The organism is Mesorhizobium sp. NZP2077 (genome assembly GCF_013170805.1).
Classification (GTDB): Bacteria; Pseudomonadota; Alphaproteobacteria; order Rhizobiales; family Rhizobiaceae; genus Mesorhizobium.
This window is the reverse complement of sequence record NZ_CP051293.1, coordinates 5,770,428-5,795,086: the sequence shown is the minus strand read 5'-3', so window position 1 is coordinate 5,795,086 and position 24,659 is coordinate 5,770,428. Positions and strand designations below refer to the sequence as shown.

Sequence of the window (24,659 nt, the reverse complement as noted above, 5' to 3'; positions counted from 1 at the left end):
GAAGCCGGCAAACTTATCCATCGTTTAAATCGATACTTCGATACAAAATAACGATTTTACAAATATGTCGTTCGGGCCGAGACTAAGGCCATATCAAAAAGCAGCGATCTGTCGGAGGACAACATGCTCGCCGAGACCAAATTTGCCGCGGAGCCGCTGGCCAGTCCGGCACTGGGCGAGCCTTATCTGCTGACCCCGGGGCCGCTGACCACGGCTTATTCGGTCAAGCAGGCGATGCTGCGCGACTGGGGATCATGGGACGGCGATTTTCGCGGCATGACCGCTGACATGCGCCGTCGCCTGCTGGCGCTGATCGGCGACACACGCGGTGAATTCGACTGCGTGCCGATGCAAGGCAGCGGCTCCTTCTGTGTCGAAGCAATGCTCGGCTCGTTCGTCCCGAAGGATGGCAAGGTCTTGGTGTTGGCCAACGGCGCCTACGGCCTGCGCGCTGCGCAGACCATGCAGTATCTTGGCCGCGCCTACACGCTGATCGACAAGGGCGACTACCTGCCGCCGCGCGGCGACGAGGTGGCGGCGGCTCTCGAGGCCGACCCCGCCATCACCCATGTCATCGCCATCCATTGCGAGACCAGCTCAGGCATTTTGAACCCGGTCGCCGAGATTGCCGAGGCCGTCCATGCCAAGGGCCGCAAGCTGCTCGTCGACTCGATGAGCGCCTTCGGCGCCGTTGCGCTTGATGTCAACGAAATCCGTTACGAGGCGATGGTCTCGTCCGCCAACAAATGCATCGAGGGCGTGCCGGGCTTCGGCTTCATCATCGCCCGCAAGAGCGAGCTCGAAGCCGCCAAGGGCCGCAGCCACTCGCTGTCGCTCGACGTCCATGCGCAATGGGCGCACATGAACAAGACCGGCCAGTGGCGCTACACGCCGCCGACCCATGTCGTTGCCGCCTTCCTCGAAGCGTTGCGCCAGCACGAGGCCGAAGGCGGCGTCGCTGGCCGCGGGGCCCGCTACACCAGAAACCGCGACGTGATGGTGGCCGGAATGCGTGACCTCGGCTTCGAAACGCTGCTCAAGGACCGCTGGCTGTCGCCGATCATCGTCACCTTCTTCAACCCGGCCCACGCCAACTTCGCCTTCGACCGCTTCTATGAGCTGATGAAAGACAAGGGCTTCATCATCTATCCAGGCAAGCTGACCGCCGTGGACTCCTTCCGCGTCGGCTGCATCGGCCAGATGGACGAGCATGTCATGCGCCGCGTCGTCGAGGCGGCGGCTTTCTCGCTTCATGAAATGGGCGTCGACACCGCCGCTCCCCCCGCCGCGGCACTAGCCGAGCGCGCCAAACTCGCCGCCTGAAGCGGCCGATCTCGAGGATATCAGATGAACCAGATGTCTCCCATCAACGTCGCCGTTAACGGCCGCACCTACGCCTGGCCGCGCGTGCCGGCCATCGCCATCTGCCTTGACGGCTGCGAGCCCGCTTACCTCGATGAAGCAATCAAGGCCGGGCTTATGCCGGCCCTCGTCAGGATCAAGCAGAAGGGCACGGTGCGCTTCGCCCACTCGGTCATTCCGAGCTTCACCAACCCCAACAACCTGTCAATCGCCACCGGCCGGCCGCCGTCAGTGCACGGCATTTGCGGCAACTATCTCTACGAGCGCGAGACCGGCAAGGAAGTGATGATGAACGACCCGCGCTTCCTGCGCGCGCCGACCATCTTTCAGGCCTTCTACGATGCCGGCGCCAAGGTCGCCGTGGTCACCGCCAAGGACAAGCTGCGCGCATTGCTCGGCAAAGGACTGGCTTTCGACGAAGGCCGTGCGCTGTGCTTCTCGGCGGAAAAGTCCGACACCACCACCAAGGTCGAGCACGGCATCGACAATGCCTCGAAGCATTTTGGGCTGCCGGTGCCGGAGGTCTATTCGGCCGAGCTATCGGAATTCGTCTTCGCCGCCGGAGTTCAGCTGCTGAAGGAGTTCCGCCCCGACATCATGTACCTGACGACGACAGACTACGTGCAGCACAAATACGCGCCGGGCGTGCCGCAGGCCAACGCCTTCTATGAAATGTTCGACAAGTACCTGACCGAACTCGATGCGCTGGGCGCGGCCATCGTCGTCACCGCCGACCACGGCATGAAGCCCAAGCACAAGGCCGACGGTTCGCCCGACGTGGTCTATGTCCAGGACCTTTTGGACGAATGGCTTGGCAAGGACGCGGCCCGCGTCATTTTGCCGATCACCGACCCCTATGTCGTGCATCACGGTGCGCTTGGCTCGTTTGCCACCGCCTATCTTCCTGATGGCGCCGATCAGGCCGGCATCATGGCGCGGCTGGCGGAGATTGACGGCATCATGCTGGTCGTCGACAGCCCGACCGCCTGCGAGCGCTTCGAACTGCCGGCCGACCGCATCGGTGACATCGTGCTGATCTCGACCGAGAACAAGACGATCGGCACCAGCGAACACCGACATGATCTGGCGGCGCTCAACGAACCGCTGCGCTCGCATGGCGGGCTGACCGAGCAGGAGGTGCCGTTCATTGTCAACCGCGTGCTGCCGGATTTGCCCAACGAGCAGACCCTGCGCAATTTCGACGCCTTCTACTACGCGACGATGGCGGCCGCGCTGGCTTGAGAGTTGAGTTGGGTAGCCAGTAAGGTGATGGCGCTGGTCGACCCCCACTCCGGCCCTTCGGGCCACCTCTCCCCCGATCGACGGGGGAGAGGAAAGGCGCTGAGCACGCCAGCCTTGGCTCCCTTCCTCTCCCTCCGGAGAGGGGAGAGGTGGCGCCGCGGAGCGGCGACGGAGTGGGGGAAGCCATTGCCGAGGCGCGATGCCCTGGCCGACAAAAGATCAATGTGGCTCACTGAGCACCGGGAAGACTCACATGACCAAGCTTGACCCTGCCATCAAAGTTCGCCACGAGCCGATGCGTATCGCCGGCAAGAACGTCGATGCCGATGATATCGTCGAGGTGCGCTACCCCTGGAACGACACCGTCATCGGCACTGTTCCCGCCGGCCGCGCCGAGCATGCCCGCCAAGCGTTCGAAATCGCCGCCGGCTACAAGTCGAAGCTGACCCGCTACGAGCGCCAGCAGATCCTGTTTCGCACCGCCGAAGCACTGGCGTCGCGCCGCGAAGAAATCTCCGATCTCATCACGCTGGAACTCGGCATCTCCAAGACCGACTCACTTTATGAAGTCGGCCGTGCCTATGACGTGTTCACGTTGTCGGCGCAGATGTGCATCCAGGACGATGGCCAGATCTTCTCCTGCGATCTCACCCCGCACGGCAAGGCGCGCAAGATCTTCACCACGCGCGAGCCGCTGAAGGCGATCTCGGCGATCACGCCCTTCAACCATCCGCTCAACATGGTCTCGCACAAGGTGGCGCCGGCGATTGCCACCAACAATTGCGTGGTGGTCAAGCCGACCGAGCTGACGCCGATGACGGCGCTGCTGCTCGCCGACATTCTCTATGAAGCCGGCCTGCCGCCGGAAATGCTGTCGGTGGTCACCGGCTGGCCGGCCGATATCGGTAACGAGATGATCACCAACGAGAACATCGACCTGATCACCTTCACCGGCGGCGTGCCGGTCGGCAAGATGATCGCCCGCACCGCCGGCTACAAGCGCCAGGTGCTGGAACTTGGCGGCAACGATCCGCTGATCATCCTCAACGATTTGTCGGACGATGATCTGGCAAAGGCGGCGGACCTGGCAGTGGCCGGAGCGACGAAGAACTCCGGCCAACGCTGCACCGCCGTCAAGCGCATCCTCGTCCAGGAAAGCGTCGCCGACCGCTTCGTCCCGCTGGTGCTGGAGCGGGCGAAGAAGATCCGCTTCGGCGATCCGATGGACCGCTCGACCGACCTCGGCACAGTCGTGCACGAGAAGGCGGCCGCACTCTTCGAAGCGCGCGTCCATATGGCAGCTGAGCAGGGCGCCGACATCCTCTACAACCCTGGCCGCCAGGGCGCGCTGCTGCCGCCGATCGTCGTCGACCGCGTGCCGCACACGTCCGAACTGGTGATGGAAGAAACATTCGGGCCGATCATCCCGATCGTGCGCGCTCCGGATGACGACGAGGCGGTTATCGCGCTCTCCAACTCGACCGCCTTCGGCCTGTCGTCGGGCGTCTGCACCAACTCCTTTCCGCGCATGCAGAAATACATCGCCGGCCTGCAGGTCGGCACGGTCAACATCTGGGAAGTGCCGGGCTACCGCATCGAGATGTCGCCCTTCGGCGGCATCAAGGACAGCGGCAATGGCTACAAGGAAGGCGTCATCGAAGCGATGAAGAGCTACACCAATGTGAAGACTTTCTCGCTGCCTTGGTCCTGACCGGGCAGCCCGACTGGCAGTACACGAGGGGGCGTTCCACGCTCCCTCATTCGCGTTTTCGGAGAGGGTGATGGCCGCGATCAAAGAACTTGTGCACACCGAGGGCGATTCCAACACGACCGCGGCACGCGGCCGCTGGGACGCCGACCAGGACGATCCCCGCATTCGCGGCCTGCTCGACCGCGACGCGGCGGCCTTCATGCACCAGAGCCTGTCCAGCCCTTGTCTTTCGACGATCGCCAAGGCGCAAGGCATCTGGATCGAGGACACCGCCGGCCGCCGCTTCATCGATTTTCACGGCAACAGCGTGCATCACCTCGGCTACGGCCATCCGAGATTGGTGGCCGCGATCAAGAAGCAACTCGACGATCTCTGCTTCGCGCCACGCCGCTTCACCTGCGATCCCGCCGTCGAACTGGCGGAGAAGCTGGCGGCACTCGCGCCCGGCGATCTCGGCAAGGTGCTGTTCACGACAGGCGGCTCGGATGCCATCGAGGTGGCACTGAAGATCGCGCGTGCCGCGACCGGCCGCTTCAAGACGGTATCGTTCTGGGATGCGTTTCACGGCGCCGGCTTCGGCGCTGCCAGCGTCGGCGGTGAAGCCACCTTCCGCTCGCACATATCAGGGCCGATGATGACCGGCACCGAGCATGTCGCGCCTTGGGACGGTTATCGCTGCCCCTATGGCCATGATTCGCTGGAAGCCTCGGGGCTCGCTTGTGCCAACATGATCGCCTATGTGCTCGGCCGCGAACAGGACGTGGCGGCGGTCGTCGCCGAGCCGATGCGTGCGACGCCCAACCCGCCGCCGCCCGGCTTCTGGAAGCGGGTGCGCGAGGCCTGCGATCGGCACGGCACGCTGCTGATTTTCGACGAGATCCCGACCGGCCTCGGCAAGACCGGCAAGTTCTTCGCCCATGAGCATGATGGCGTGACACCCGACATCGTCGTTCTCGGCAAGTCGCTGGGCGGCGGCATCCTGCCGATCGCCGCCGTCATCGCCCGCCGCGACCTCGACGTCACCGGCGGCTTCGCCATCGGCCACTACACTCACGAGAAGAACCCGGTGACGACGCGCGCCGCGCTGACGACGATCGACATCATCCTGGAGGAAGGATTGGTCGAGCGCGCGGCCGAGCTTGGACAGCATATGCTGGGACGCATGCAGGACCTGATGGCGCGCTCGCCCCATGTCGGCGATGTCAGGGGCAGGGGGCTCATGGTCGGCGTTGAGTTGGTCGAGGATCGCGCCACCCGCCAGCCCGCGCGGGAGCTTGCCGAACGCGTCTTCTATGCCTGCCTGGAGCAGGGCCTGAGCTTCAAGATCAGCCAGGGCAATGTGCTGACGCTGTCGCCGCCGCTGGTCATCTCGAAAGCCGACCTCGACCGCGCGCTCGACATTGTTGAGCGCGCGGTGCTGGCGGCATGATCGTGAAGGCCATCCGCACCGATCGCGAACTCGAATGCCCCGGCATCGATGCCGGCTTGCGGGCGCGCGGCGTCGAGCTGGTGACGTTGCCTGACGGCATTGCCGAGGCCGACCTCATCGAGGCCGTCGCCGACGCCGATCTTCTGCTGATGTGCTACACGCCCATCACCGCCCGGGTGATCGACGCGGCGCTGAAATTGAAGGGCATCGTCAAATATGGCGTCGGCGTCGACGCTATCGACATTCCTGCGGCGATGCGGCGCGGCATTCCTGTCGTCAATGTGCCCGACTATGCCGAGGAAACCGTCGCCGAAGGCACCTTCGCCCTTATGATCGCGCTGGCCAAGCGGCTGCCGGCTATAATGGCGGCGGTGTCGCGCGATGGCTGGATCTGGCCCGAACAGCGCTGGCTCGGCCGCGACATTTCCGGCGCAACGCTTGGCCTCGTCGGCTGCGGCAAGATCGGCCGCAGCATGGCGCGCATGGCAGGCCAGGGATTTCATGCCCGGGTTCTCGGCTTCGATCCCGGTGTCGATGCCGCAACCATGCACACCGCCGGCATCGAGAAGGTCGACGATTTGCAAGCCATGCTGCGCGTGTGCGATTTTGTCTCCATCCATTGCGTGTTGAACGACAGGACGCGCGGCCTGATCGGCAAGGCGGAACTCGCCTGCCTGAAGCCTTCCGCCATTATCGTCAACGTCTCGCGCGGTGCGCTCATCGATGAGGCGGCCCTTGTCGAGGCTGTTGTCGCCGGGCGCATTGGCGGCGTCGGGCTCGATGTCTATTCGGTGGAGCCGCTCTCCAGGTCGGCCCATCCGATGCGTGCGCTCTTCGATCGCGACAACGTGATCCTGTTTCCGCATCTCACTTTCTTCACCCACGAAGCGATGCGCCGGCTCGAGGACGACACGCTCGCGCGTTGTTTCGAGATCATCGACGGCCGACCGGTGACCATCCGCTCGCATGACCCACGTTTGCGGGCGCAGACATCAGGCGTTTTGTTCGGCCGATAATCCTTATTTTTCAAATTGATAGGCGCCTTCCATGTAACCACGATCGCGCCCGCGACAGGGATGCGACAGTTCCATGACAAGTATCAGTAGAAGCTTGTCTGTCATAAAATAAATAGATTTTACTTATCGATTGCTGATCCCCAAAGTTGTCACAACGACGACATCCAATCGGCTCTACGTCCGCCAGAGACACGAAGCCGATCGGTCCTAGTGCATCGCAGAATGTGCCATCAATCACAGGGGAACTGATCCATGAAATCGCGAAACGCAACCATCGCAATGGCCTTCGCCGCGTCGCTCTTGGCGTCGTCGGCTCTCGTCGCCCCGGCTTTCGCCGACGGCGTCGTCACCATCTATTCCGCCGACGGCCTGCATGACGGCAGTGGTAGCTGGTACGAGACCGAGTTCGCTGCCTTCACCAAGGCGACCGGCATCACCGTGCGGTATATCGAGGCAGGCTCGGGCGGGGTCGTCGAACGCGTCGCCAAGGAGAAATCCAACCCACAGGCCGACGTGCTGGTGACCTTGCCGCCCTTCGTCCAGCGCGCAGCTGCTGACGGTCTGCTGCAGGACTACAAGCCGGCAGGCGCCGACCAGATAGACGGCGGTACCGACAAGTACCGGCCTGTCGTCAACAACTACATGAACTTCATCTACAACAGCGCCGTGCTGTCGGAAGCCCCGAAGGCCTACAACGATCTGCTCGATCCCAAATTCAAGGGCAAGATCCAGTATTCGACCCCCGGCCAGGCAGGCGACGGCACCGCCGTCATGCTGCAGGTCATCCATGCCTTCGGCGGCGAGGATGCCGGCTTCGAGTTCATGAAGAAGCTGCAGGACAACAATGTCGGCCCGTCCGCTTCGACCGGCAAGCTGACCGCGCTGGTCAACAAGGGCGAACTGCATGTCGCCAATGGCGACCTGCAGATGAACATGTCACAGATGGCTGACAATCCCAACATCAAGGTGTTCTGGCCTGCCGGTCCCGACGGCGTGCGTTCCACCTTCGCGCTGCCCTATGAAATCGGCCTGGTCACTGGTGCGCCGAATGCCGACAACGGCAAGAAGCTGATCGACTTCCTGCTCGCCAAGGAAGCCCAGTCGACCATAAGCTCCGTTGCCATCGGCATGCCCGCCCGCAAGGACGTGACGCCGACCGACGCCAACTTCGCCAAGCTGCAGGAGGCGATGAAGGGCCTGACGATCTGGTCGCCGAACTGGGACGAGGCGCTGAGCAAGCTACCCGACTACGTCAAGAAGTGGAACGAAGCGACCGGAAGTTGACCTCCAAAGGAAACCATCCGGAGAGCTCCGCCATGTCGGCTGCCGCCTTCACTGGTACCAGTGTCATGGACATCGACGCCGCGAAAATTCGCGGCGCCGGTTCCAATGTCCACTTCGACAAGGTCAGCGTCGCCTATGGCGCGCATGTCGTCCTGCACCCGCTGACCCTCGATATCGCGCCGGGCGAAATCCTGGCGATGATCGGTCCGTCCGGTTCCGGCAAGACCACCGCCTTGCGGGCTGTCGCCGGCTTCGTGCGGCCGGCAAGCGGCCGCATCCGCATCGGCGCCACCGACGTGACCGATCTGCCGCCTTATGAGCGCGGTCTCGGCATGGTGGTGCAGAACTACGCGCTGTTTCCGCATATGCGGGTCGAAGACAACGTCGCCTTCGGCCTGAGGGCGCAAGGCGCTGACAAGGCGCTGATCGGCGAACGGGTGAAAGATGCGCTCGCCACTGTCGGCATGGCGACTTTCGCACGGCGTTATCCGCGTGAGCTTTCGGGTGGCCAGCAGCAGCGTGTCGCGATTGCCCGCGCGCTTGCCGTGCGGCCGCGCGTGCTGCTGCTCGACGAGCCGCTGTCGGCGCTCGACGCGCAGATCCGCCGCAACATGGTCGAGGAGATCGCTCGCCTGCACCGCAGCCTGCCGGGCCTCACCATCCTCTACGTCACCCACGACCAGACCGAAGCGCTGACGCTTGCTGACAAGATCGCCATCATGCGCGACGGCAGGGTCTGTTCGCACGGGCCGACGACCGAACTCTACCGCCGCCCGCCAAACCGGTTTACCGCCGAATTCCTCGGCCGCGCCAACCTTCTGCCGGTGACCGTTGCCGAACCCGTTGGCTCGAAGGGCTTTGCCACGGCAAGGCATGGCGATGTGGTGCTGACAGGCGCCGGCCGCGACGAGAAGGCCGGCGACAAGAGCCTGCTCTGCATCAGGCCGCAGCATCTGAGCCTGACGGCCGACAGCGAGCACACGAACCGCATCGTCGGCACGCTGAGGGAAGTGCACTGGCAGGGCGAACTGACCCATCTCGTGCTCGATGTCGATGGCACGCCGGTGCGCATCTCGGCAACCAAACTGCCGGTCGCCTTGCCCGAACCCGGCGCCAAGGTGCCGCTATTCTTCGCGCCCGCCGACACCTCGCTGCTGCCGGAAGACGCCGGTGTCTGAGGCGATTGCACTCCGCGCGCCGGCTATCAGGCGGGAGCCCGGCAAATTCTGGATCGTGCCGCCGGCGGCCCTGCTGGCGCTGCTGTTCTTCTATCCTCTGGCACTGATTGCCCGGCAGGCCTTCCTCGACGACAGCGGTGTCGCCAATCCCGCCGAGATCATCAGCGTCCTGCATTCGCGCTTCTTCCTCAACGCGCTGATCAACACGGTGACGATTTCGGTTTCCGCCACGGCCGGATGCCTGATCGTCGGCCTCGTGCTGGCGCTGATCCTTGCCTTCGTGCCGTTCCCCGGCAGCGGTTTCATCGCCCGGCTGATCGACACCTTCATCGCGCTGCCGACCTTCCTGGTGACGCTTGCCTTCACTTTCCTCTACGGCTCCGCCGGCATGCTCAATGCCGGATTGATGGAAACCTTCTCGCTGCCGCTCCCGCCGGTCGATTTCCTCTATTCGACCTGGGGCGTGGTGTTGGCCGAGGTCACCGTCTACACGCCCTTCATCCTGCGCCCGCTGCTCGCTGCTTTCTCGCTGGTCGACCGTGGCCAGATCGAAGCGGCGAGCGTGCTTGGCGCCAGGCCGTTCCGCATCGTGCGCCAGGTCATCCTGCCGGCCGCGATTCCCGCGCTCATCGCCGGCGGCAGCCTCTGCCTGCTCTTGACCGTCAACGAATTCGGCATTGTGCTGTTCATCGGCGCCAAGGGCGTCATCACCCTGCCGCTGCTGATCTATGGCAAGGCGATCCAGGAATCGGCCTACCAGGTCGCCTGCATCATCGCCGTGGTCAACATCGCGCTGTCGCTCGGCCTGTTCGGCCTCTACCGCTTCGCCGCCGGCCGGTTGGGAGTCTAGCCATGCTGGTCTGGTCCCGCCCTGGTCGCATCGTGTTGTGGGTGCTCTTCGCTCTGATCTTCGGCGTGCTGTTCCTGGCGCCGCTGGCGGTCATTCTCCTGTCCAGTCTGGCCGACCAGTGGAACGGCGTGCTGCCCAACGGCCTGACGACTGAGCACTACACCGATGTCATCGGGGGGGCGGCGTGGAACTCGGTCAAGGCCAGCCTGACCACCGGCTTCCTGGCCAGTGCGCTGGCGCTGGTCAGCGGCACCTGGGCGGCACTGTCGCTCCGCCTGCAAGGGCCTTCCTTGAAGCGGCTGCTGGGCCTGCTGTTCTTTATCCCAAGTGCCGTGCCTTCAGTCTCCGTCGGCCTTGGCCTGCTGGTCGCGTTCAGCCACCCGCCACTGCTCCTCAACGGCACGATCGCGATCGTCATGATCGCGCATTTCGTGCTGATCTCGGCCTTCACCTTCGGCAATGTCTCGGCCGGGCTGGCGCGGCTGTCTCCCGACTTCGAACAGGTGGCCTCGAGCCTCGGCGCGCGGCCAGCCTACCGGCTCTGGCACGTCACGCTGCCGCTGCTGGCGCCCTATCTGGTCGCCGCCTTCGGTTTGAGCTTCGCGCTGTCGATGGGCGAACTTGGCGCCACCGTCATGGTCTATCCGCCGGGCTGGGTAACGCTGCCAGTGTCGATCTTCAGTCTCACCGACCGTGGCGACATCTTTGCCGGTGCCGCACTGACCATGATCCTGGTGGCGGCGACGCTGGTCCTGCTACTCGGGCTGGAGCGGATCACCAAGCGTGCCACCGGCGCGTAGGGATTCCGAAGAGCTTCACCCTTACGCCGGCTTGCGCTCGACGATGTAGATGTGGTCGGCCGCCAGCACCACCTCACCGCGCTGGTTGATCACTTCGCAACGCTCGATCACCCGTCCGGAGCCCGGCCGCTTGGGATCGTCTTCTTTGCCCGTGATGGTGGTGCGCGTGCGGATCGTGTCGCCGATGAACACCGGCTTGATGAAGCGCAGCCGGTCGTAGCCATAGGAGAAGGCGACGGGATTGACGATGCTTGCCGTCAGCCCGATGCCGACCGAGAACACCAGCGTGCCATGCGCGATGCGCTGGCCGAACGGTGTCGTCTTCATGTACTCGGCGTCAATATGATGCGGGAAGAAATCGCCGGTGTGGCCGGCATGAACGATGAAGTCGGTCTCGGTGATGGTGCGGCCGCTGGTCAGCCGCGACGAGCCGATCTCGTAGTCTTCGAAATAGGTGATCTGTTCCATCAGGGTCTTTCCGCGATCGGCGTCGCCGGTGCCGCACTTGAACGATAGGCCGCTTCCACCAGCGCCATGGTGTTCCAGGCGTCTTCGACCGAGCTGACCAGTTCGTCGTCCTCGCCCGTGGCAAAGCGCTGGACATTGGCCATGCGGCCGACGAAGGCGTCGGGGAACCATTCTCCGGCCAAGGGCACGGCGACCCAGTCCGTCCCACCTTTCGGATAGATCTCCAGAATATCCGGTTCGCCCCGGGGATAGTCGAGGTTGAGACCGAGCTTGAGATAGGCCGCACCCTCGGTGCCGCAGATGCGGAATTCGCAGGCCTGGTGCCGGCGGCCGAATTTGTGATCGTGGTTGATCGACAGCGCGCAGCGCACCTTGTCGCCATAGTCGAGAATGGCGCTGGTGCGCGTTTGCGCCACCTTGTGGTTGGGATGGCCGAGCGTCTTGGCGTGGACGCCCTTGGGGTCGCCTAGCAATTGCCGGATCAGGTCGAGATAATGGATCGAGTGCATGGCGATCTCGACGCGCGGCGCCTTGAGCAGGAACTCCCACAATTCCCATGGCGTCGCCAGTGCCAGCCAGGCGTCGAAGTCGACGACCTCGCCCAGCCAGCCTTTGGCGATGGCGCCCTTGAGCGCCAGCATCATCGGCGCGAAGCGCAGCTGGAAATTCACAGTCGCCTTGAGGTTCTTGGCGCGGCAGATTTCGAGGATTTCGGTCGCCTCGCCGAGATAGTTGCCCATCGGCTTCTGGATCAATGCGACCGCACCGTCGGGTAGAGCCTTCAGGATCTCGGCGTGTCGTCCCGGCGGCGTCGCCAGATCGAAGATCGCATCCTTGACATCAGTGGCTTCGTCGACCGAGCGGAATGCCGTCACGCCCCATTTCTCGGCCAGGGCCTGCGCCTTGGCCTGGTCCGGATCATAGAGGCCGGCAATCGGAAAGCCGGCCTTTCTGTAAGCCGGAAAATGCGCGTCGCCGACGATCGATCCGGCACCGAAAGTGACGATCGGCCTGGGCTTCGACGGTTTGGGCCAGGATTGGACGAGCGAGGCTGGGTCGAAGCCGCCCTCAATCATGATGGAAGACCTCATCCATGCTCGCCCACCACTCGCCCTGCTTGCGTGTCGCCAGCGGCTCCTGGCAAGGCATGCAGACGGCCCACCATTCCTGGGTCCTGGGGTCGGCGGCCATCCTGGCCATGTCAGCCACATAGTCGGTGCCGTGGTATTCGAAGGTGGAAAACAACAGGTTCTCCGGCCGCTTCAGGTAGATCGAATAATTCTTGATGTTGCAGACCGAGATCATGGTCAGCACGTCAGGCCAGACGGCGGCGTGGAGGCGGACATACTCCTCGACCTTTTCCGGCTTCAGCCCCAGCACCATCCCGATCCGCTGCATGCCCGTTCCCCTATTTGGTGATCGCCGTGGTGAATTCGGCGATGCTCATGGCCTTGACCGCGTCCCAGTCCCAATCGATGCCGATGCCCGGCTCGTCGGGCGCCAGCGCGTGGCCATCCTCGATGCGCATATGCTTGCCGGTCAACTCATCGAGTTGCGGAATGTACTCGACATAGCGGCCGTTCTGAACAGCGCAGGTCAGGCTGACATGCAGTTCCATCAGGAAATGTGGGCAGACCGGAATGTCGAAGGCTTCCGCCGCATGCGCGATCTTGAGCCAGGGGGTGATGCCGCCGATGCGGCCGACATCGACCTGCACAATCGAGCAGGCGCCTTTCTGCATGTATTCGCGGAAATGCCGGATGGAGTAGAGCGACTCGCCAATGGCGATCGGCGTCGGTGTCGAGTTCGACAACCTGATATGCCCGTCGATATCGTCGGCCGGCAACGGTTCCTCGATCCAGGCAAGGTCAAGCTCGCGCAGCCGCGCCGCGCGCCGGATCGCCTCGTCGACCGAAAACCCCTGATTGGCGTCGGTCATGATCTCGTAGCCGTCCCCGACCGCCTTGCGCACCGCCGACAGGCGGGCGAGGTCCTCCGATCCGTGCGGCCTGCCGATCTTCACCTTCGAGCCGCGAAATCCCTTGGCCTTGGCCGCCAGCGCATCATCGACAAGTGCTGCCGTCTCGATGTGCAGCCAGCCGCCCTCGGTCGTGTAGAGCGGGCAGCGGTCCTTGGCGCCGCCGGCCAGTTTCCACAGCGGCAGCCCCTGCTTCTTCGCCCTGAGATCCCAAAGTGCCGTGTCGATCGCAGCGATGGCGATGGCGGTGATCGCGCCGATCGTGGTGGCGTGCGTGGCGAATTCGAGATCGTGCCAGATCGCCTCGATCATGTCGGGGTCGCGGCCGATCAGGCGCGGCACCAGATGGTCGGACAAGAGCCGCATCACTGACGAACCGCCGGTGCCGATCGTGTAGCTGTAGCCGGTGCCGACCGCGCCGTCGGAATCGGTGATGGTGACGATCGGAGTTTCCTGGCTGACGAAACTCTGGATGGCGTCGGTACGCTTGACCTTGGGCACAAGGTCCACCATCCGCAGTTCGACTTTCTCGATTCTGGCCATGTCCGTCAGCTCCGCAATGTCTTTCCGGTCTCGGTGGCGAACAGATGCGCCTGCGACAGGTCGAGGCTCATGGCCACCCGCTCGCCCGGCCTAAGCGACCTCGGGTTCAGCATGCGGGAGACCCAGTCGGTACCGTTGAATTCGACGAACACCAGCGTCTCGTTGCCGAGCGGCTCGGTGACCGTGACCGGCAGCTCGATCTGGTGGACGTCGGCAGCACCGCCGGAGCTGATGCCATGACCAGCCGGATAGATGTCGTCGGGACGTAGCCCGAACACAACCTTGTCGCCGGTGGCGACATTGGCCTTGAACTGCCCGGGCAGGGGCAGCTTCTCGCCGCTGGAAAAGACCATCTGGCCGTCATCGATCGTTGCCTCATGCAAATTCATCGGCGGCGAGCCGATGAAGCCGGCAACGAAGCGTGTCGCCGGCCGCCGGAACACCTCGTCGGGCGTGCCAACCTGTTCGATATGGCCGTCGCGCATGATGACGATGCGGTCGGCGAGCGTCATCGCCTCGACCTGGTCGTGGGTGACATAGATCACCGTCGACTGCACCTTGGCATGCAGCTTCTTGATCTCGGTGCGCATCTGCGTGCGCAATTTGGCATCGAGATTGGATAGCGGCTCGTCGAACAGGAACACGTCGGGATCACGCACGATGGCGCGGCCCATGGCGACGCGCTGGCGCTGGCCGCCGGAGAGTTGCGATGGGCGGCGGTCGAGCAGCGTATCGAGACCGAGAATGGCCGAGGCTTCGGCGACGCGGCGCTCCATGTCTTCCTTGGCAGCACCGGCGATCTTCAGCGAGAAGCCGAGATTCTCGCGCACCGTCATGTGCGGATAGAGCGCGTAGGACTGGAACACCATCGAGATGTTGCGCGAGCGCGGCGGCAGATCGTTGACGACGCGCCCGCCGATCTCAATCGAGCCGGCGCTGATCTCCTCGAGCCCTGCGATCATGCGCAACGTCGTCGACTTGCCGCAGCCGGAGGGGCCGACCAGCGCGATGAATTCGCGGTCGGTGATATCGAGATCGATGCCATGCACGATCCCGACATTGCCGTAGCGCTTGGTCAGCTTTTTGAGGGAAACCGTTGCCATGGGATCAGCCTTTCACCGCGCCGGAGGTCAGGCCGCCGACAAGATGTTTCTGGACGATGTAGGTGAGGGTGAGCGCCGGAATGATCATCACCACGGCGAGCGCGCACATGCCGCGCCAGTCGATGGTGAACTCGGCCGTATAGTCGAGCAGGCCGACCGGCAGCGTCTTGGCGCTGACCGAGCGGGTCAGCTGCGAGGCCAGCGCGAATTCATTCCAGCAGGTCAGGAAAGCAAAGATCGCGGCCGACGCAATGCCCGGCCCGGCGAGCGGAAACTCGACCTGCCAGAAGGCCTGCCAGCGCGTACAGCCATCGATCTGCGCGGCTTCTGCGAGGTCTTTGGGCACCTGGCGGAAAAAGCCGTCGATCAGCCAGATCGTGAACGGCAAGTTGAGCGCGACATAGGCGAGGATCAGCCCGAAATGCGTGTCGATAATGCCGAGCCGCACATAGAGGAAGAACAGCGGCAGCGACAGCGCGATGCCGGGCACCGTGCGCGTCAGCATCAGGCCGAGGAAGACGCTGGATTTGCCGCGGAAGCGGTAGCGCGCGAAGGCATAGCCGCCGGCCATGCCGATCGCCACCGCAATGACAGTCGAGGTTACCGAGATGATCAGCGAGTTGCGGAAATATTCGATGACAGGGATGCCGCCCTTGCCGATGCCTGAGAACATCGAGACATAGGCATCGAACGAGACTTCTTGCGGAATCCAGACCGGCGGCTTGGCCATGATCTCGACGGTCGGCCGCAGCGACGAGATGACGATCCACAGGCCAGGCAGGCAGATCGTCAGCATCGCCAGGAACAAGCCGATGCGATAGACGATGCCAAGCAGCCGGCGCTTCAGGCGGGCGGAAGAATTCTCGTCCATCACCACTCCGCACCGATCTGCGTGCGCGCCGCGGCGAGCTTGTTGAAGAAATAGACGGTGAAGGCGATCGACAGCAGGATCGAGAAATAGGCCATGGCGTTGGCCATGCCCATGCGCCCATCGCTGTAGGCGGTGCGCGCCACCAGCGTCCACAACAGTTCGGTGCGGCCCGCAGGTCCGCCATCGGTCATGATCTTGACGATGTCATAGGCGCGCGCGACGTCGAGCGAGCGGATGGTCATGGCGATGTAGGCGAAAGGCATGACGAACGGCCACGTCACATAGCGGAACGTCTGCCACGGCGTGCAGCCATCGACACGTGCCGCCTCGATCGGCTCCTTCGGCATGGCCAGCAGGCCGGCTAGGATCAGGATGGCGAAGATCGCCGTCGACGACCAGATTTCGGCGATAGAAATGGCGATGAAGGCGAGATGACCCTCAATCAGCCACGGTATGGCGTCCTGCGTAATGCCGAGCGACTGCAGGGCATTGTTCACCAGGCCGATATTGTCGTTGAACATGAACTTGAACTGGAAGCCGACGAGGATCGGCGAGAACATCATCGGAAACATCATCAGCGTGCGCAGGATGCGCTGGCCGCGCGTCGCCTTCTCGACCAGCATGGCGAGGCCGAGGCCAAGCAGCATTTCGAGATTGAGCGCGATCGTCAGCAGCAGCACCGTGCGGCCGAACGCCCACCAGAAATCGGTGTTGGCCAGGATCGACAGATAGTTCCGGAAACCGATGAAGACATAGAATGTCTCGGGCTTGGTCAGGCGGAAGGGTGTGACGCTGGAATAGAGCGAGAGCAGCAGCGGCACGACGACGACCGCCGCCAGCACGATGAAGGCCGGAAGCAGCAGCAGGAACGGCGCGGATGGCTTGAAGCCCTTCATCAGAATTCCTGAAATGTTGCATTAGACTGGCGCTGACGCGACGAAAGGGCCATGTATCGCCGAGCATATGCCAAGACGCGATCGCCTCCCCCATCACGATGGGGGAGGCTGCCTTGGAAGTCGTTTCTACAGCTTGCCGGCGTCCTGGAGGATCTGCGTCGCCTTGGCGGCGGCTTCGTCCAGTGCCTGCTTCGAGGTCTTGTCGCCAAGGATTGCCGCCTGCAGTTCGGGATAGACGGCGTTCGAGATTTCGATCCATTCAGGTGTCTGCGGCACGGCGAAGGCGTGCTTGGCTTCTTCCTGGAAGGCGGAGAGAACCTCCTTCTTGTAAGGATCGTTTTCGGCCTGCTTCAGATCCCAGTCCCAGACCGCGGTGCGGGTCGGCAGCGGGCCGGCGGCGGCCTCGAGCTTCTGGCTGTCCTCATTGGTCAGCCACCACACCAGCGAAGCCGCTGCCTCCTTGTGCGGGCAGTTTTCGGTCACTGAGAAGCCGTGGAAGCCCGACCAGCCGGTGCGCTTGCCCGAAGATCCCTTCGGCGCGACTTTCACGCCGACATTGCCGGCGACCTTCGACGACTTCGGATCGTTGAAGAAGCCGGCCCAGCCCGGCCAGTCGAGGTTGATGGCGACGGTGCCCGAGGCAAAGCCCTGGCCGAGATCGTCCCAGAGGTAATTGGTGGTTCCGGCCGGTACGGCCTTGGCCTTGTAGAGATTGACGAACCAGTCGAGCGCCCGGATGCCGGCCTCGGAGTTGAAGACCGGCTTGCCGTCCTTGTCGAGATATTCGCCACCCTCGGCGACGACCATCTCGTAGAAACGGCCGTTGATCGCCTCTTCCTTGCCGGCAAATTGCGTGCCGTAGAAATTGGGCGGATTGGCGAAGAACTCGGCCTGGTCGGTGACCTCCTTCCAGGTGTCCGGCGGCATCAGATCATAGCCGTATTTGGCCTTGAACTTGGTCTTGTTGTCGGCGTTGTCGTAGAGGCTCTTCTGGTAGTAGAGCGCCGAGACGTCGAACTGCGCGCGCGGCAGCATCTCCAGCTTGCCGTTGATGGTCGCCGACTTGATCGTCGATGGCACGAAGGCGTCGATCTCCGACTTGGGCAGCAATTTGCTGAGGTCGGTGTAGAGGCCGGTGTACTGCGGCGCGAAGGACGAATGGTTCCAGCCGACGCACCAATTGGTGCTGCCCGAGGCGATGTCGGACTTGAGCTCCTTGTCGATGTCGAAGCCGTTCTTCTTGGTCAGGATGTTGACCTTGGCGCCGGTCGCCTTCTCCCATTCGGGAATGCGCTCGTAGAGCTTTTCATATTGCTGGCCGCCGATCAGTTTCACGTCGACGGTCACGCCTTCGAACTTGCCGGGCAAGTCGCCGGCAAGGGCCGTACCTGCACCTGACGCAAGCAACAATGCGCCGGCGGACACGCCGGAAAGCAGTCTGTTCATTGGTATCCTCCCTTGGTGCGCCTTGGCAGGCGACCGCAACTCGTCTGATGACAAGAAGTGCTACATTCATATACAAACAAAACATTCATGGATACGTCAAGGCGAAATTTGTTTCCGCCGGCAGCGTTCGTGCGTATATGAAGGGCAGAATTCACTGGAGAGATGGCCCATGGATGACAGCGAAGACGAGCGCTACCGCGCGCCGGCGCTCGACAAGGGGCTCGACATCCTTGAGTTGCTGGCTGGCGTCGACGGTGGCCTGACGCAGGCCGAAATCGCCAAGAAACTCGACCGCAGCCCCAATGAGTTCTACCGCATGCTCGATCGGCTGGTGCGGCGCGGCTATGTCACGCGGCTGGATGGCGACCGCTACTCGCTGACGTTAAAACTGTTCGGCCTGGCGCAATTGCATGCCCCGGTGCGGCGGCTGGTTTCCTACGCCACGCCGCTGATGCGCGAACTGGCCGAGACATCGCAGCAGGCCAACCAACTCGTTGTTTTTGATCGCGGTTCCGCCGTCGTCATCGCCCAGCAGGAGGCCCCGGACTACTGGGGCATCTCGATCCGGGTCGGCTCCCACATCAGCCTCTTCGACACCGGATCTGGCCATGTGCTGCTCGCCTTCCGCTCGCAGGAAGAGCGGCAGATGATGATTTCCGAATACGTCCGCAGCACCGACAAGACACCGCAGTCGTCGGAGTTCTTCACTCGGCTCGACCAGATCCGCGACCGCGGCTACGAGATGATGGCCTCGATGCAGACAGCCGGCGTCTTCAATCTCTCGGCACCGGTGCGCAGTTCCGATGGCAGGGCGATCGCCGCGCTGTCGATCCCCTACATCACCGTCATCAACACGCCTGCCGCACCGGACATCACCCGGACCATCGAGCTGTTGCTGGCAACGTGCGAGAAGCTGTCGCACCTGGCAGGCTCGACTGTCGGATCATCGGCGTAAATTCTTATTTGAATGAAGAATTCCTCCGTGAGATGATTTGAACAGCCAAGAGGAGGAGCCGCGCCATGATCATCGACACCCACCTGCATCTCATCGATCGTTCGGCCCTGCGCTATCCCTGGCTTGCCGGCGTGCCGGCGCTCAACCGCGATTTCTCTTATGAGGAATACGCCACTGAAGCGCAGCGTGCCGGCGTCGAGCGCGTGCTGCACATGGAGGTCGATGTCGATCCGGCCGATATCGAAGCCGAGACCGCACGGGTCGAAGTTCTGTCGCGGCAGGCAGACAGCATGCTCACCGGAGTGATCGCATCGTGCCGGCCGGAAGAGGCTGACTTTGCCACCTATCTCGAACGCCAGCGGGTCAATCCCTTCGTCAAGGGCTTCCGTCGCGTCCTCCACGTTGTGCCCGACGATCTCTCGGAACGCGCGATGTTCCGCGACAACATCAAGCGGCTTGGCGGCACCGGCCTGACCTTCGATCTCGTCGTGCTGCCGCACCAGATCCCCAAGGCGATCGCGCTGGCCGACCTGGCGCCCGACGTCCAGTTCGTCCTCGACCATTGCGGCGTGCCCGACATCAAGGGCAGAGCCGAGCATCCCTGGCGCGAGTATATGAGCGACATCGCGAAGCGTCCGAATGTCATGGCCAAGATTTCCGGTGTGGTCGCCTATGCCGATCCCGGCAGTTGGGCGGTCGCGACGTTGCGGCCTTATGTCGAGCACACCATCGCCGCGTTCGGCTGGGATCGTGTCGTCTGGGGCAGCGACTGGCCGGTCTGCACGCTTGGCGGCGGCCTTTCGACCTGGGTGGCAGCGACCCATGCGCTGCTTTCAGGCTGCAGTGCTTCGGAGCGCGAGGGCTTGCTGTCGGGCAATGCCCGCAAGCTGTGGCGGCTGAAATAGTTGGATTTGCATCGGCGCCTCGCCGCGGCGTGGCCTGCGGAAGTTCTCCTCCGGTCGGTTTCGTTCAGGCCCCTCCACCGGCAACGCCGGACACCTGCACCGGAGAACTCTCCCCGAACAGGCGAATGAGATCGGCAACCACCTGTGCGGCTTTGTGCCCGGAGATCATGCCGGAAAGGATGCGGTCGGATGCCGCCTGCTGGAACGCCATGTAGCCGTCATGGCGCGGCCGTACCCATGCGCCCTCAAGCGTCGCGCGCGTATCCCGATAGAAATTGCCGGTCGCGGCGTTGACCGTCTGATCTTCCCAGGCCGCCGCATGGCCAGGCTGGCCGCCAGCGGCGGCATAGGGACCAAGCTGGACGTCACCGCTGGCGACCCAATAGGCGAAGTCCGTCGCTGCATCTTTCGCTTTGGAAAAGGCCGACACCGCTATGCCCGTGCCACCGAGCGCCGAGCCGATTGGACCGTTGGAGCCGACGGCCGGGATGTCGGTGAAGGACAATCGGTGTGCGCGAAACCCTGATATCGCATAGGAGACATAGCCATAGATCAGCGGCGCACAGACGATGCGGGAACCGGCCTCCGCCATGCGTTCCGAAATGGCGATCGGATCCATCTCGAAGCAGGCGGGCTCGACCAGTGCTGTGATCTCGCGCATCGCTTCGAAGACTTGGCTGCCGGTCTCGATGTCGATGAGATCGCGGGACGGTTCGGTCGCGCAGGGATGACCGAGATTGCCGGCAAGCGTGTAGAACGTCATCAGCACGTGCGGCGGCCGCAACGGCAACAGCACGCGGGCTTGCCGGGCGAGATCGAGCACATCGCTCCAGCGCGCCGGCGGCGCATCGAGCACATCCGGCCGCCACGCCTGGACCTGGCTGGCCGCATCGATTGGGAAGGCCCATTGCCGTCCCTGCCAGTTGTAGCTCGGATAGGACTGGCCCACGCTGCCCGAAGCGATTGCAGCGCGCGCCGCCTCGCGGCCGGCAACATCCAGCGGCGAGAGGCAGCTCTCCGCCGTGATCTGCCCGACATGAGGATGGTCGATGACGATGAGGTCATAGGCACGCGCCAGTTCCTCGACCGGGAAGGATTCAAAATCCTGCAGCGAGCGCCTGTCCCATGCGATGGCGACGCCGGTTTTTTGCTGCCAGAGGGCCGAGCAGGCGACCATCGGATCGTAGCCGCGCGGATGGCTCCAGGTCATGCCCTTGAGCGTGGTCACAGGCCGAACTCCGCGCGGATCGCGGCACTGTGCTCGCCGATGCGCGGTGCGGCGCGATCGACCTTGGCCCTGATCCCATCGACCCTCAGCGGCGAACTGGTGGTGAGGATCGAGACATCGTCGTCGCGGGTCACCGTCTGCAGCATGTCGAGAGACTGAAAGCCCTCGCTGGCCAGCATCTCCGGCCAGGTCAGCACCTTGGCGCACCAGATGTCGGCGGGCTCCAGAATGGCCAGCCACTCGTCGATGGTTTTCGTCGCAATCCTCTGCGCGATGATCGCCTTGATATCGTCGCGCGCGGTGAACCAGGATGCGGGTTTGTCGCGATAAGGGGCCAACTCCTCGAGCGACAGCAGATCGGCGAGTTTGGGGATCGGCGTCATGGCGATGGCGAGGTAGCCGTCCTTGGCCGGATAGACGCCATAAGGCGCCGATAGGTAGGCGTGCGCGCTGCGGAAATTGGAGCGCTTGGGCAAGCGGCGGCCATCATTGAGATGCGTGGTCAGCACCTCGAACTGGAAGTCGACCAGCGCTTCGAGCAGGCTGGTTTCGATATGGCTGCCCAGCCCGGTGATGCCTCGCCGCACCAAGGCGGCCAGAATGCCTTGCGCGCAGGCCGCACCCGCCAGCATGTCGCCAATGGCGAGGCCGAACGGCACCGGTCCCTGGTCCTCATCGCCGTTCAGCCACATCACGCCGGAGCGTGACTGTGCGAGCAGGTCCTGGCCGGGCCGCTTGACCCACGGGCCGTCTTCGCCATAGCCGCTGATCGAGGCGTAGACGAGCCGCGGGTTGATCTTGCGGACGGCCTCATAGTCGAGGCCCAGTCGCTCGATGACACCCGGCCGGAAATTCTGGACCAGCACGTCGGCCTTGACCACCAGGCCGCGCAGCGCCTCGAGATCGGCCTCGTTCTTGAGGTCGATTGCAAAACTCTCCTTGGCCCGGTTGATGGCGTGGAAAATCGTGGAATCGCCGCCGATCTCGGTATCGCTGAGATAGAGCCGGCGCGACAGGTCGCCGCCGTCGGGGCGTTCAATCTTGATGACCCGGGCGCCGAGATCGAGCAGCCTGAGCGAGCAATAAGGCCCTGACAGGAACTGGCTCATGTCGACGACGACAAGACCGGCAAGCGGCAATTCGGCTGGCGCCGGCATCTCTATTTCTCCGTCTTGCCGACGAAATCGGCCGGGTTGCGGTACTTCACCGTCTGCAGATGCTCGCAATAGAGAACGAGCTCACCTTCGCCCTTGAACACTTCGTAGCTGGCGCGGATCAGCCCCATTTCCTTGTAGCGAGGCTTCTTGTCGAGGTTGGAGCGGATCGAATAGATCGTGTCGCCGATGAAGACAGGCTTTATGAAACGCAGTCTGTCGTAGCCATAGGAAAAGGCGTTGACGCAGTTGGTGGCGACCAGCCCGAGGCCTGCCGAAAAGACAAAGGCGCCGGCGATCAGCCGTTTGCCGAAAATGCCTTCGCTCTCGGCAAACATCTGGTCCTGCACATAAGGGTGGATGTCGAGCACCAGCGTGTTGAACAGGTGGCTGTCGCCCTCAGCCATGGTGCGCCGCAACGAGCGGATTTTCTGGCCGACCGGCCAGTCCTCGTAGAACCAGTTCTCGGCATTCCACACCGGCAGCGCGGCATGGTCCTCCGGCATGTTCTGGGGATACGTCGAGGCAATGCCGACAGTGGGTGCGAAGTCGTTCATGGCCGGCCCTGTCGCTCTCGCGAAAGGGTCCGGACAGCCGTTCGAACGCACGTCAAGGCGCCTGATTGCACGACGTCTCCTCCCGCCAATCTTCTTTTGTAAATAGTATTTTCACATATGGGGTTTCGTTGCAAGCGAGGACAGGCGAAATTTTGGCCAATCCCGCAACCCTCGAGCGCAGGCGGGCAGGGGAGGAAAAGATTAGCAAGGATTGTCTGGTGTTTGTCGGCAGCCTGAACCGCGAAGCGCCTTATTTTCAGGGTGCGCGCGGCGTCGGCCTCAGCGTCTACAGTTTCGAGGAGGCGACGCTGGAAATACGAAAACTGGCCGATGCAAATGACGTCGACCCGACCGTTTCGTCCATGGCTCCAAGCGTGGCCACGACGGCGTCGTCATCATGGCGATCGACCAGCAGACCGGCTCGCTCGGCCTCGTCGGCTATGTCCCTTGCGGCGGTGCAACACCGCGCAATCTGGCGCATTGTTCTCCGCCAACCAGAATGCCGACCGCATCTCGATCTTCGCGCGCGACCCGGCTAGCGGCCTGTTGACCGATACCGGTCGGACCATCGAGATCGGCACCGATGTGCGTCAAGATCGTCCAATGATTGCCGGCAAAGCCGGCAATCATTGTCGTCAGAGTGGCGGGCCGATACCCGCTTGGTGTCAAGCCTGCTGTATTGCCGAGAGCTTCCAGCTCGAGCCATTCTCTCGTGTGAATGTCCACAGCTCCGTCGTCTCTGTCGGATGGTCCTCGTCGCCCTCGACAACCTTGTTGGTGGCCCGTTCTCGCATCACGTCGCGGGACTCGTAGCGCAATGCGGCCGTGGCGTAGTCGCGGTCATCCTCGCGCCAGCTTTCCGCCACGTCGGCCTGCAGCAAAGTGATGTCGGATACCTCGTTCCTGAGACCTTTCTGGGCATTGTCGGCCAGCTCTTCCGAGAGATAGGACACCATCTCGGGCGTCGTCGCCCGGCGCAGGGCGGCATGGTCTTCGCGCCCGAATGCTTCCTGGACATCGGTCAACAACTGCTGGAACGTATCGAGATCGATCTGGGCGAGCGTGATCTCTTCAGAACCGGCGGCTGGAGAGCCCCCGCCTGAACCGCCACCAAAGCCGGGAATTGTGAACGAGCCCGCAGTTTGCTGCTGTGCCGCAGCACGGTTCTCAAATATCGACGCCTGGGCATTGCCGGCACCGGCGAGCGCGGGCGCAGGGCCACGCGCTGACTGCGACCTGAAGAAGCGGATGGCCAGCATGATCGCGCCACCGATGAGAAGGGCCTGAAGCAGGAAGCCGAACATGCCGGCCAGGCCGCCGAAGCCTTGGCCCAAGAGCAGCCCGATCAGGCCACCGATCAGCAGGCCGCGCATCATCGTCCCGCCGAAGCCGCTCATGAAGCTAGGTCTCTGCACCTGCGGCTGGCGGGCGGCAGAGTTCACACCGGTGTTGGGCGTCATCGAACGCTCGATCGGAGCGGTTGGCGCCGGTGCGGTCCGGGTCGGCGGCGCCGACTGGAACGTGCGCGTGCCGCGACTGCCAAAGCTGCCGCCGCGCCGCGCCTCGGCATGATCGATCGCAACCATGGAGAATGCCAGGAACAGCCCTGCAAAGAGGGTGGCAAATCGGCTTGTACGAGACATCATCGGCGTTGGCCTTTATTGACGTGTTTTTTAGAAAGTT

The 24,659-nt window shown here is 63.3% G+C and carries 24 protein-coding genes; 12 read left to right on the top strand and 12 right to left on the bottom strand.

Annotated features, from left to right (window positions below; translation table 11 throughout):
- Positions 1-123: 123 nt before the first annotated feature.
- The 9 genes from HGP13_RS28970 (at position 124) to HGP13_RS28930 (ending at position 10,872) form a co-directional block, all read left to right on the top strand.
- Complete coding sequence (locus HGP13_RS28970) at positions 124-1,323, top strand: 2-aminoethylphosphonate--pyruvate transaminase (protein WP_172232120.1); 1,200 nt, start codon at positions 124-126, stop codon at positions 1,321-1,323.
- 24 nt (positions 1,324-1,347) lie between these two features.
- Positions 1,348-2,604: a phosphonoacetate hydrolase gene (gene phnA, locus HGP13_RS28965; RefSeq protein ID WP_172232117.1), complete on the top strand. Its 1,257-nt coding sequence runs from the start codon at positions 1,348-1,350 to the stop codon at positions 2,602-2,604.
- 253 nt (positions 2,605-2,857) lie between these two features.
- A complete protein-coding gene (gene phnY / locus HGP13_RS28960; RefSeq protein WP_172232114.1) occupies positions 2,858-4,315 on the top strand; it encodes a phosphonoacetaldehyde dehydrogenase in 1,458 nt (485 codons plus the stop codon).
- A 70-nt stretch (positions 4,316-4,385) separates the two neighbouring features.
- Complete coding sequence (locus HGP13_RS28955; RefSeq protein WP_172232111.1) at positions 4,386-5,744, top strand: aspartate aminotransferase family protein; 1,359 nt, start codon at positions 4,386-4,388, stop codon at positions 5,742-5,744.
- Positions 5,741-6,760, top strand: coding sequence for an NAD(P)-dependent oxidoreductase (locus HGP13_RS28950; protein WP_246707146.1), 1,020 nt, complete (start codon positions 5,741-5,743; stop codon positions 6,758-6,760). The genes HGP13_RS28955 and HGP13_RS28950 overlap by 4 nt, the downstream gene beginning before the upstream one ends.
- A gap of 252 nt (positions 6,761-7,012) precedes the next feature.
- On the top strand, positions 7,013-8,044 hold the full coding sequence (locus tag HGP13_RS28945) for a 2-aminoethylphosphonate ABC transporter substrate-binding protein (protein WP_172232108.1): 1,032 nt from the start codon (positions 7,013-7,015) through the stop codon (positions 8,042-8,044).
- Between the two features lie 32 nt (positions 8,045-8,076).
- Complete coding sequence (locus HGP13_RS28940; RefSeq protein WP_172232104.1) at positions 8,077-9,222, top strand: ATP-binding cassette domain-containing protein; 1,146 nt, start codon at positions 8,077-8,079, stop codon at positions 9,220-9,222.
- On the top strand, positions 9,215-10,072 hold the full coding sequence (locus tag HGP13_RS28935) for a 2-aminoethylphosphonate ABC transporter permease subunit (RefSeq protein ID WP_172232101.1): 858 nt from the start codon (positions 9,215-9,217) through the stop codon (positions 10,070-10,072). The genes HGP13_RS28940 and HGP13_RS28935 overlap by 8 nt, the downstream gene beginning before the upstream one ends.
- A gap of 2 nt (positions 10,073-10,074) precedes the next feature.
- On the top strand, positions 10,075-10,872 hold the full coding sequence (locus HGP13_RS28930; RefSeq protein WP_172232098.1) for an ABC transporter permease subunit: 798 nt from the start codon (positions 10,075-10,077) through the stop codon (positions 10,870-10,872).
- A gap of 21 nt (positions 10,873-10,893) precedes the next feature.
- Here the strand turns inward: HGP13_RS28930 and HGP13_RS28925 are convergent, their stop codons facing one another.
- From HGP13_RS28925 to HGP13_RS28890, 8 genes are all read right to left on the bottom strand, one after another.
- Positions 10,894-11,343 (bottom strand): MaoC/PaaZ C-terminal domain-containing protein, encoded by a 450-nt coding sequence (locus HGP13_RS28925; RefSeq protein ID WP_172234884.1) that lies wholly within the window; start codon positions 11,341-11,343, stop codon positions 10,894-10,896.
- On the bottom strand, positions 11,340-12,413 hold the full coding sequence (locus HGP13_RS28920; protein WP_172234883.1) for a Gfo/Idh/MocA family oxidoreductase: 1,074 nt from the start codon (positions 12,411-12,413) through the stop codon (positions 11,340-11,342). The genes HGP13_RS28925 and HGP13_RS28920 overlap by 4 nt, the downstream gene beginning before the upstream one ends.
- Positions 12,409-12,738, bottom strand: a complete 330-nt coding sequence (locus HGP13_RS28915; protein ID WP_172232095.1) for an L-rhamnose mutarotase — start codon at positions 12,736-12,738, stop codon at positions 12,409-12,411. The genes HGP13_RS28920 and HGP13_RS28915 overlap by 5 nt, the downstream gene beginning before the upstream one ends.
- Positions 12,739-12,748: 10 nt before the next feature.
- Positions 12,749-13,861: a mandelate racemase/muconate lactonizing enzyme family protein gene (locus HGP13_RS28910; protein WP_172232092.1), complete on the bottom strand. Its 1,113-nt coding sequence runs from the start codon at positions 13,859-13,861 to the stop codon at positions 12,749-12,751.
- Positions 13,862-13,866: 5 nt separating this feature from the next.
- Positions 13,867-14,964, bottom strand: coding sequence for a sn-glycerol-3-phosphate ABC transporter ATP-binding protein UgpC (gene ugpC, locus HGP13_RS28905; protein ID WP_172232089.1), 1,098 nt, complete (start codon positions 14,962-14,964; stop codon positions 13,867-13,869).
- A gap of 4 nt (positions 14,965-14,968) precedes the next feature.
- Positions 14,969-15,835 carry a carbohydrate ABC transporter permease gene (locus HGP13_RS28900; protein ID WP_172232086.1) on the bottom strand — a complete coding sequence of 289 codons (867 nt, stop codon included), beginning with the start codon at positions 15,833-15,835 and terminating at the stop codon, positions 14,969-14,971.
- The gene (locus HGP13_RS28895) at positions 15,835-16,731 is read right to left on the bottom strand and encodes a sugar ABC transporter permease (RefSeq protein WP_172232083.1); all 897 of its coding nucleotides are present in this window, start codon (positions 16,729-16,731) and stop codon (positions 15,835-15,837) included. The genes HGP13_RS28900 and HGP13_RS28895 overlap by 1 nt, the downstream gene beginning before the upstream one ends.
- A 126-nt stretch (positions 16,732-16,857) precedes the next feature.
- Positions 16,858-18,177: a sugar ABC transporter substrate-binding protein gene (locus tag HGP13_RS28890; protein ID WP_172232080.1), complete on the bottom strand. Its 1,320-nt coding sequence runs from the start codon at positions 18,175-18,177 to the stop codon at positions 16,858-16,860.
- A gap of 169 nt (positions 18,178-18,346) precedes the next feature.
- On the opposite strand from HGP13_RS28890, the gene HGP13_RS28885 reads away from it, so the two are divergent.
- Together HGP13_RS28885 and HGP13_RS28880 are read left to right on the top strand one after the other, a co-directional pair.
- Entirely contained in the window at positions 18,347-19,132 is a 786-nt protein-coding gene (locus HGP13_RS28885) for an IclR family transcriptional regulator (RefSeq protein WP_172232077.1), read from the top strand.
- Positions 19,133-19,197: 65 nt separating this feature from the next.
- Positions 19,198-20,037, top strand: coding sequence for an amidohydrolase (locus HGP13_RS28880; RefSeq protein WP_172232074.1), 840 nt, complete (start codon positions 19,198-19,200; stop codon positions 20,035-20,037).
- Positions 20,038-20,101: 64 nt separating this feature from the next.
- Here HGP13_RS28880 and HGP13_RS28875 read toward each other — a convergent pair whose 3' ends face one another.
- The 3 genes from HGP13_RS28875 to HGP13_RS28865 are packed head-to-tail and all read right to left on the bottom strand — an operon-like array spanning position 20,102 to position 22,976.
- The gene (locus HGP13_RS28875; protein ID WP_172234882.1) at positions 20,102-21,247 is read right to left on the bottom strand and encodes a carbohydrate ABC transporter substrate-binding protein; all 1,146 of its coding nucleotides are present in this window, start codon (positions 21,245-21,247) and stop codon (positions 20,102-20,104) included.
- Between the two features lie 14 nt (positions 21,248-21,261).
- Positions 21,262-22,422 (bottom strand): CaiB/BaiF CoA-transferase family protein, encoded by a 1,161-nt coding sequence (locus HGP13_RS28870; RefSeq protein ID WP_172232071.1) that lies wholly within the window; start codon positions 22,420-22,422, stop codon positions 21,262-21,264.
- 2 nt (positions 22,423-22,424) lie between these two features.
- Positions 22,425-22,976: a MaoC family dehydratase gene (locus HGP13_RS28865; protein WP_172232068.1), complete on the bottom strand. Its 552-nt coding sequence runs from the start codon at positions 22,974-22,976 to the stop codon at positions 22,425-22,427.
- A gap of 65 nt (positions 22,977-23,041) precedes the next feature.
- Between HGP13_RS28865 and HGP13_RS38805 the strand changes: the two genes are divergently transcribed.
- Positions 23,042-23,515 (top strand): hypothetical protein, encoded by a 474-nt coding sequence (locus tag HGP13_RS38805; RefSeq protein WP_348647099.1) that lies wholly within the window; start codon positions 23,042-23,044, stop codon positions 23,513-23,515.
- Positions 23,516-23,641: 126 nt separating this feature from the next.
- On the opposite strand, the gene HGP13_RS28855 is transcribed toward HGP13_RS38805, so the two are convergent.
- The gene (locus HGP13_RS28855) at positions 23,642-24,622 is read right to left on the bottom strand and encodes a Tim44 domain-containing protein (protein ID WP_172232064.1); all 981 of its coding nucleotides are present in this window, start codon (positions 24,620-24,622) and stop codon (positions 23,642-23,644) included.
- Positions 24,623-24,659 lie beyond the last annotated feature (37 nt).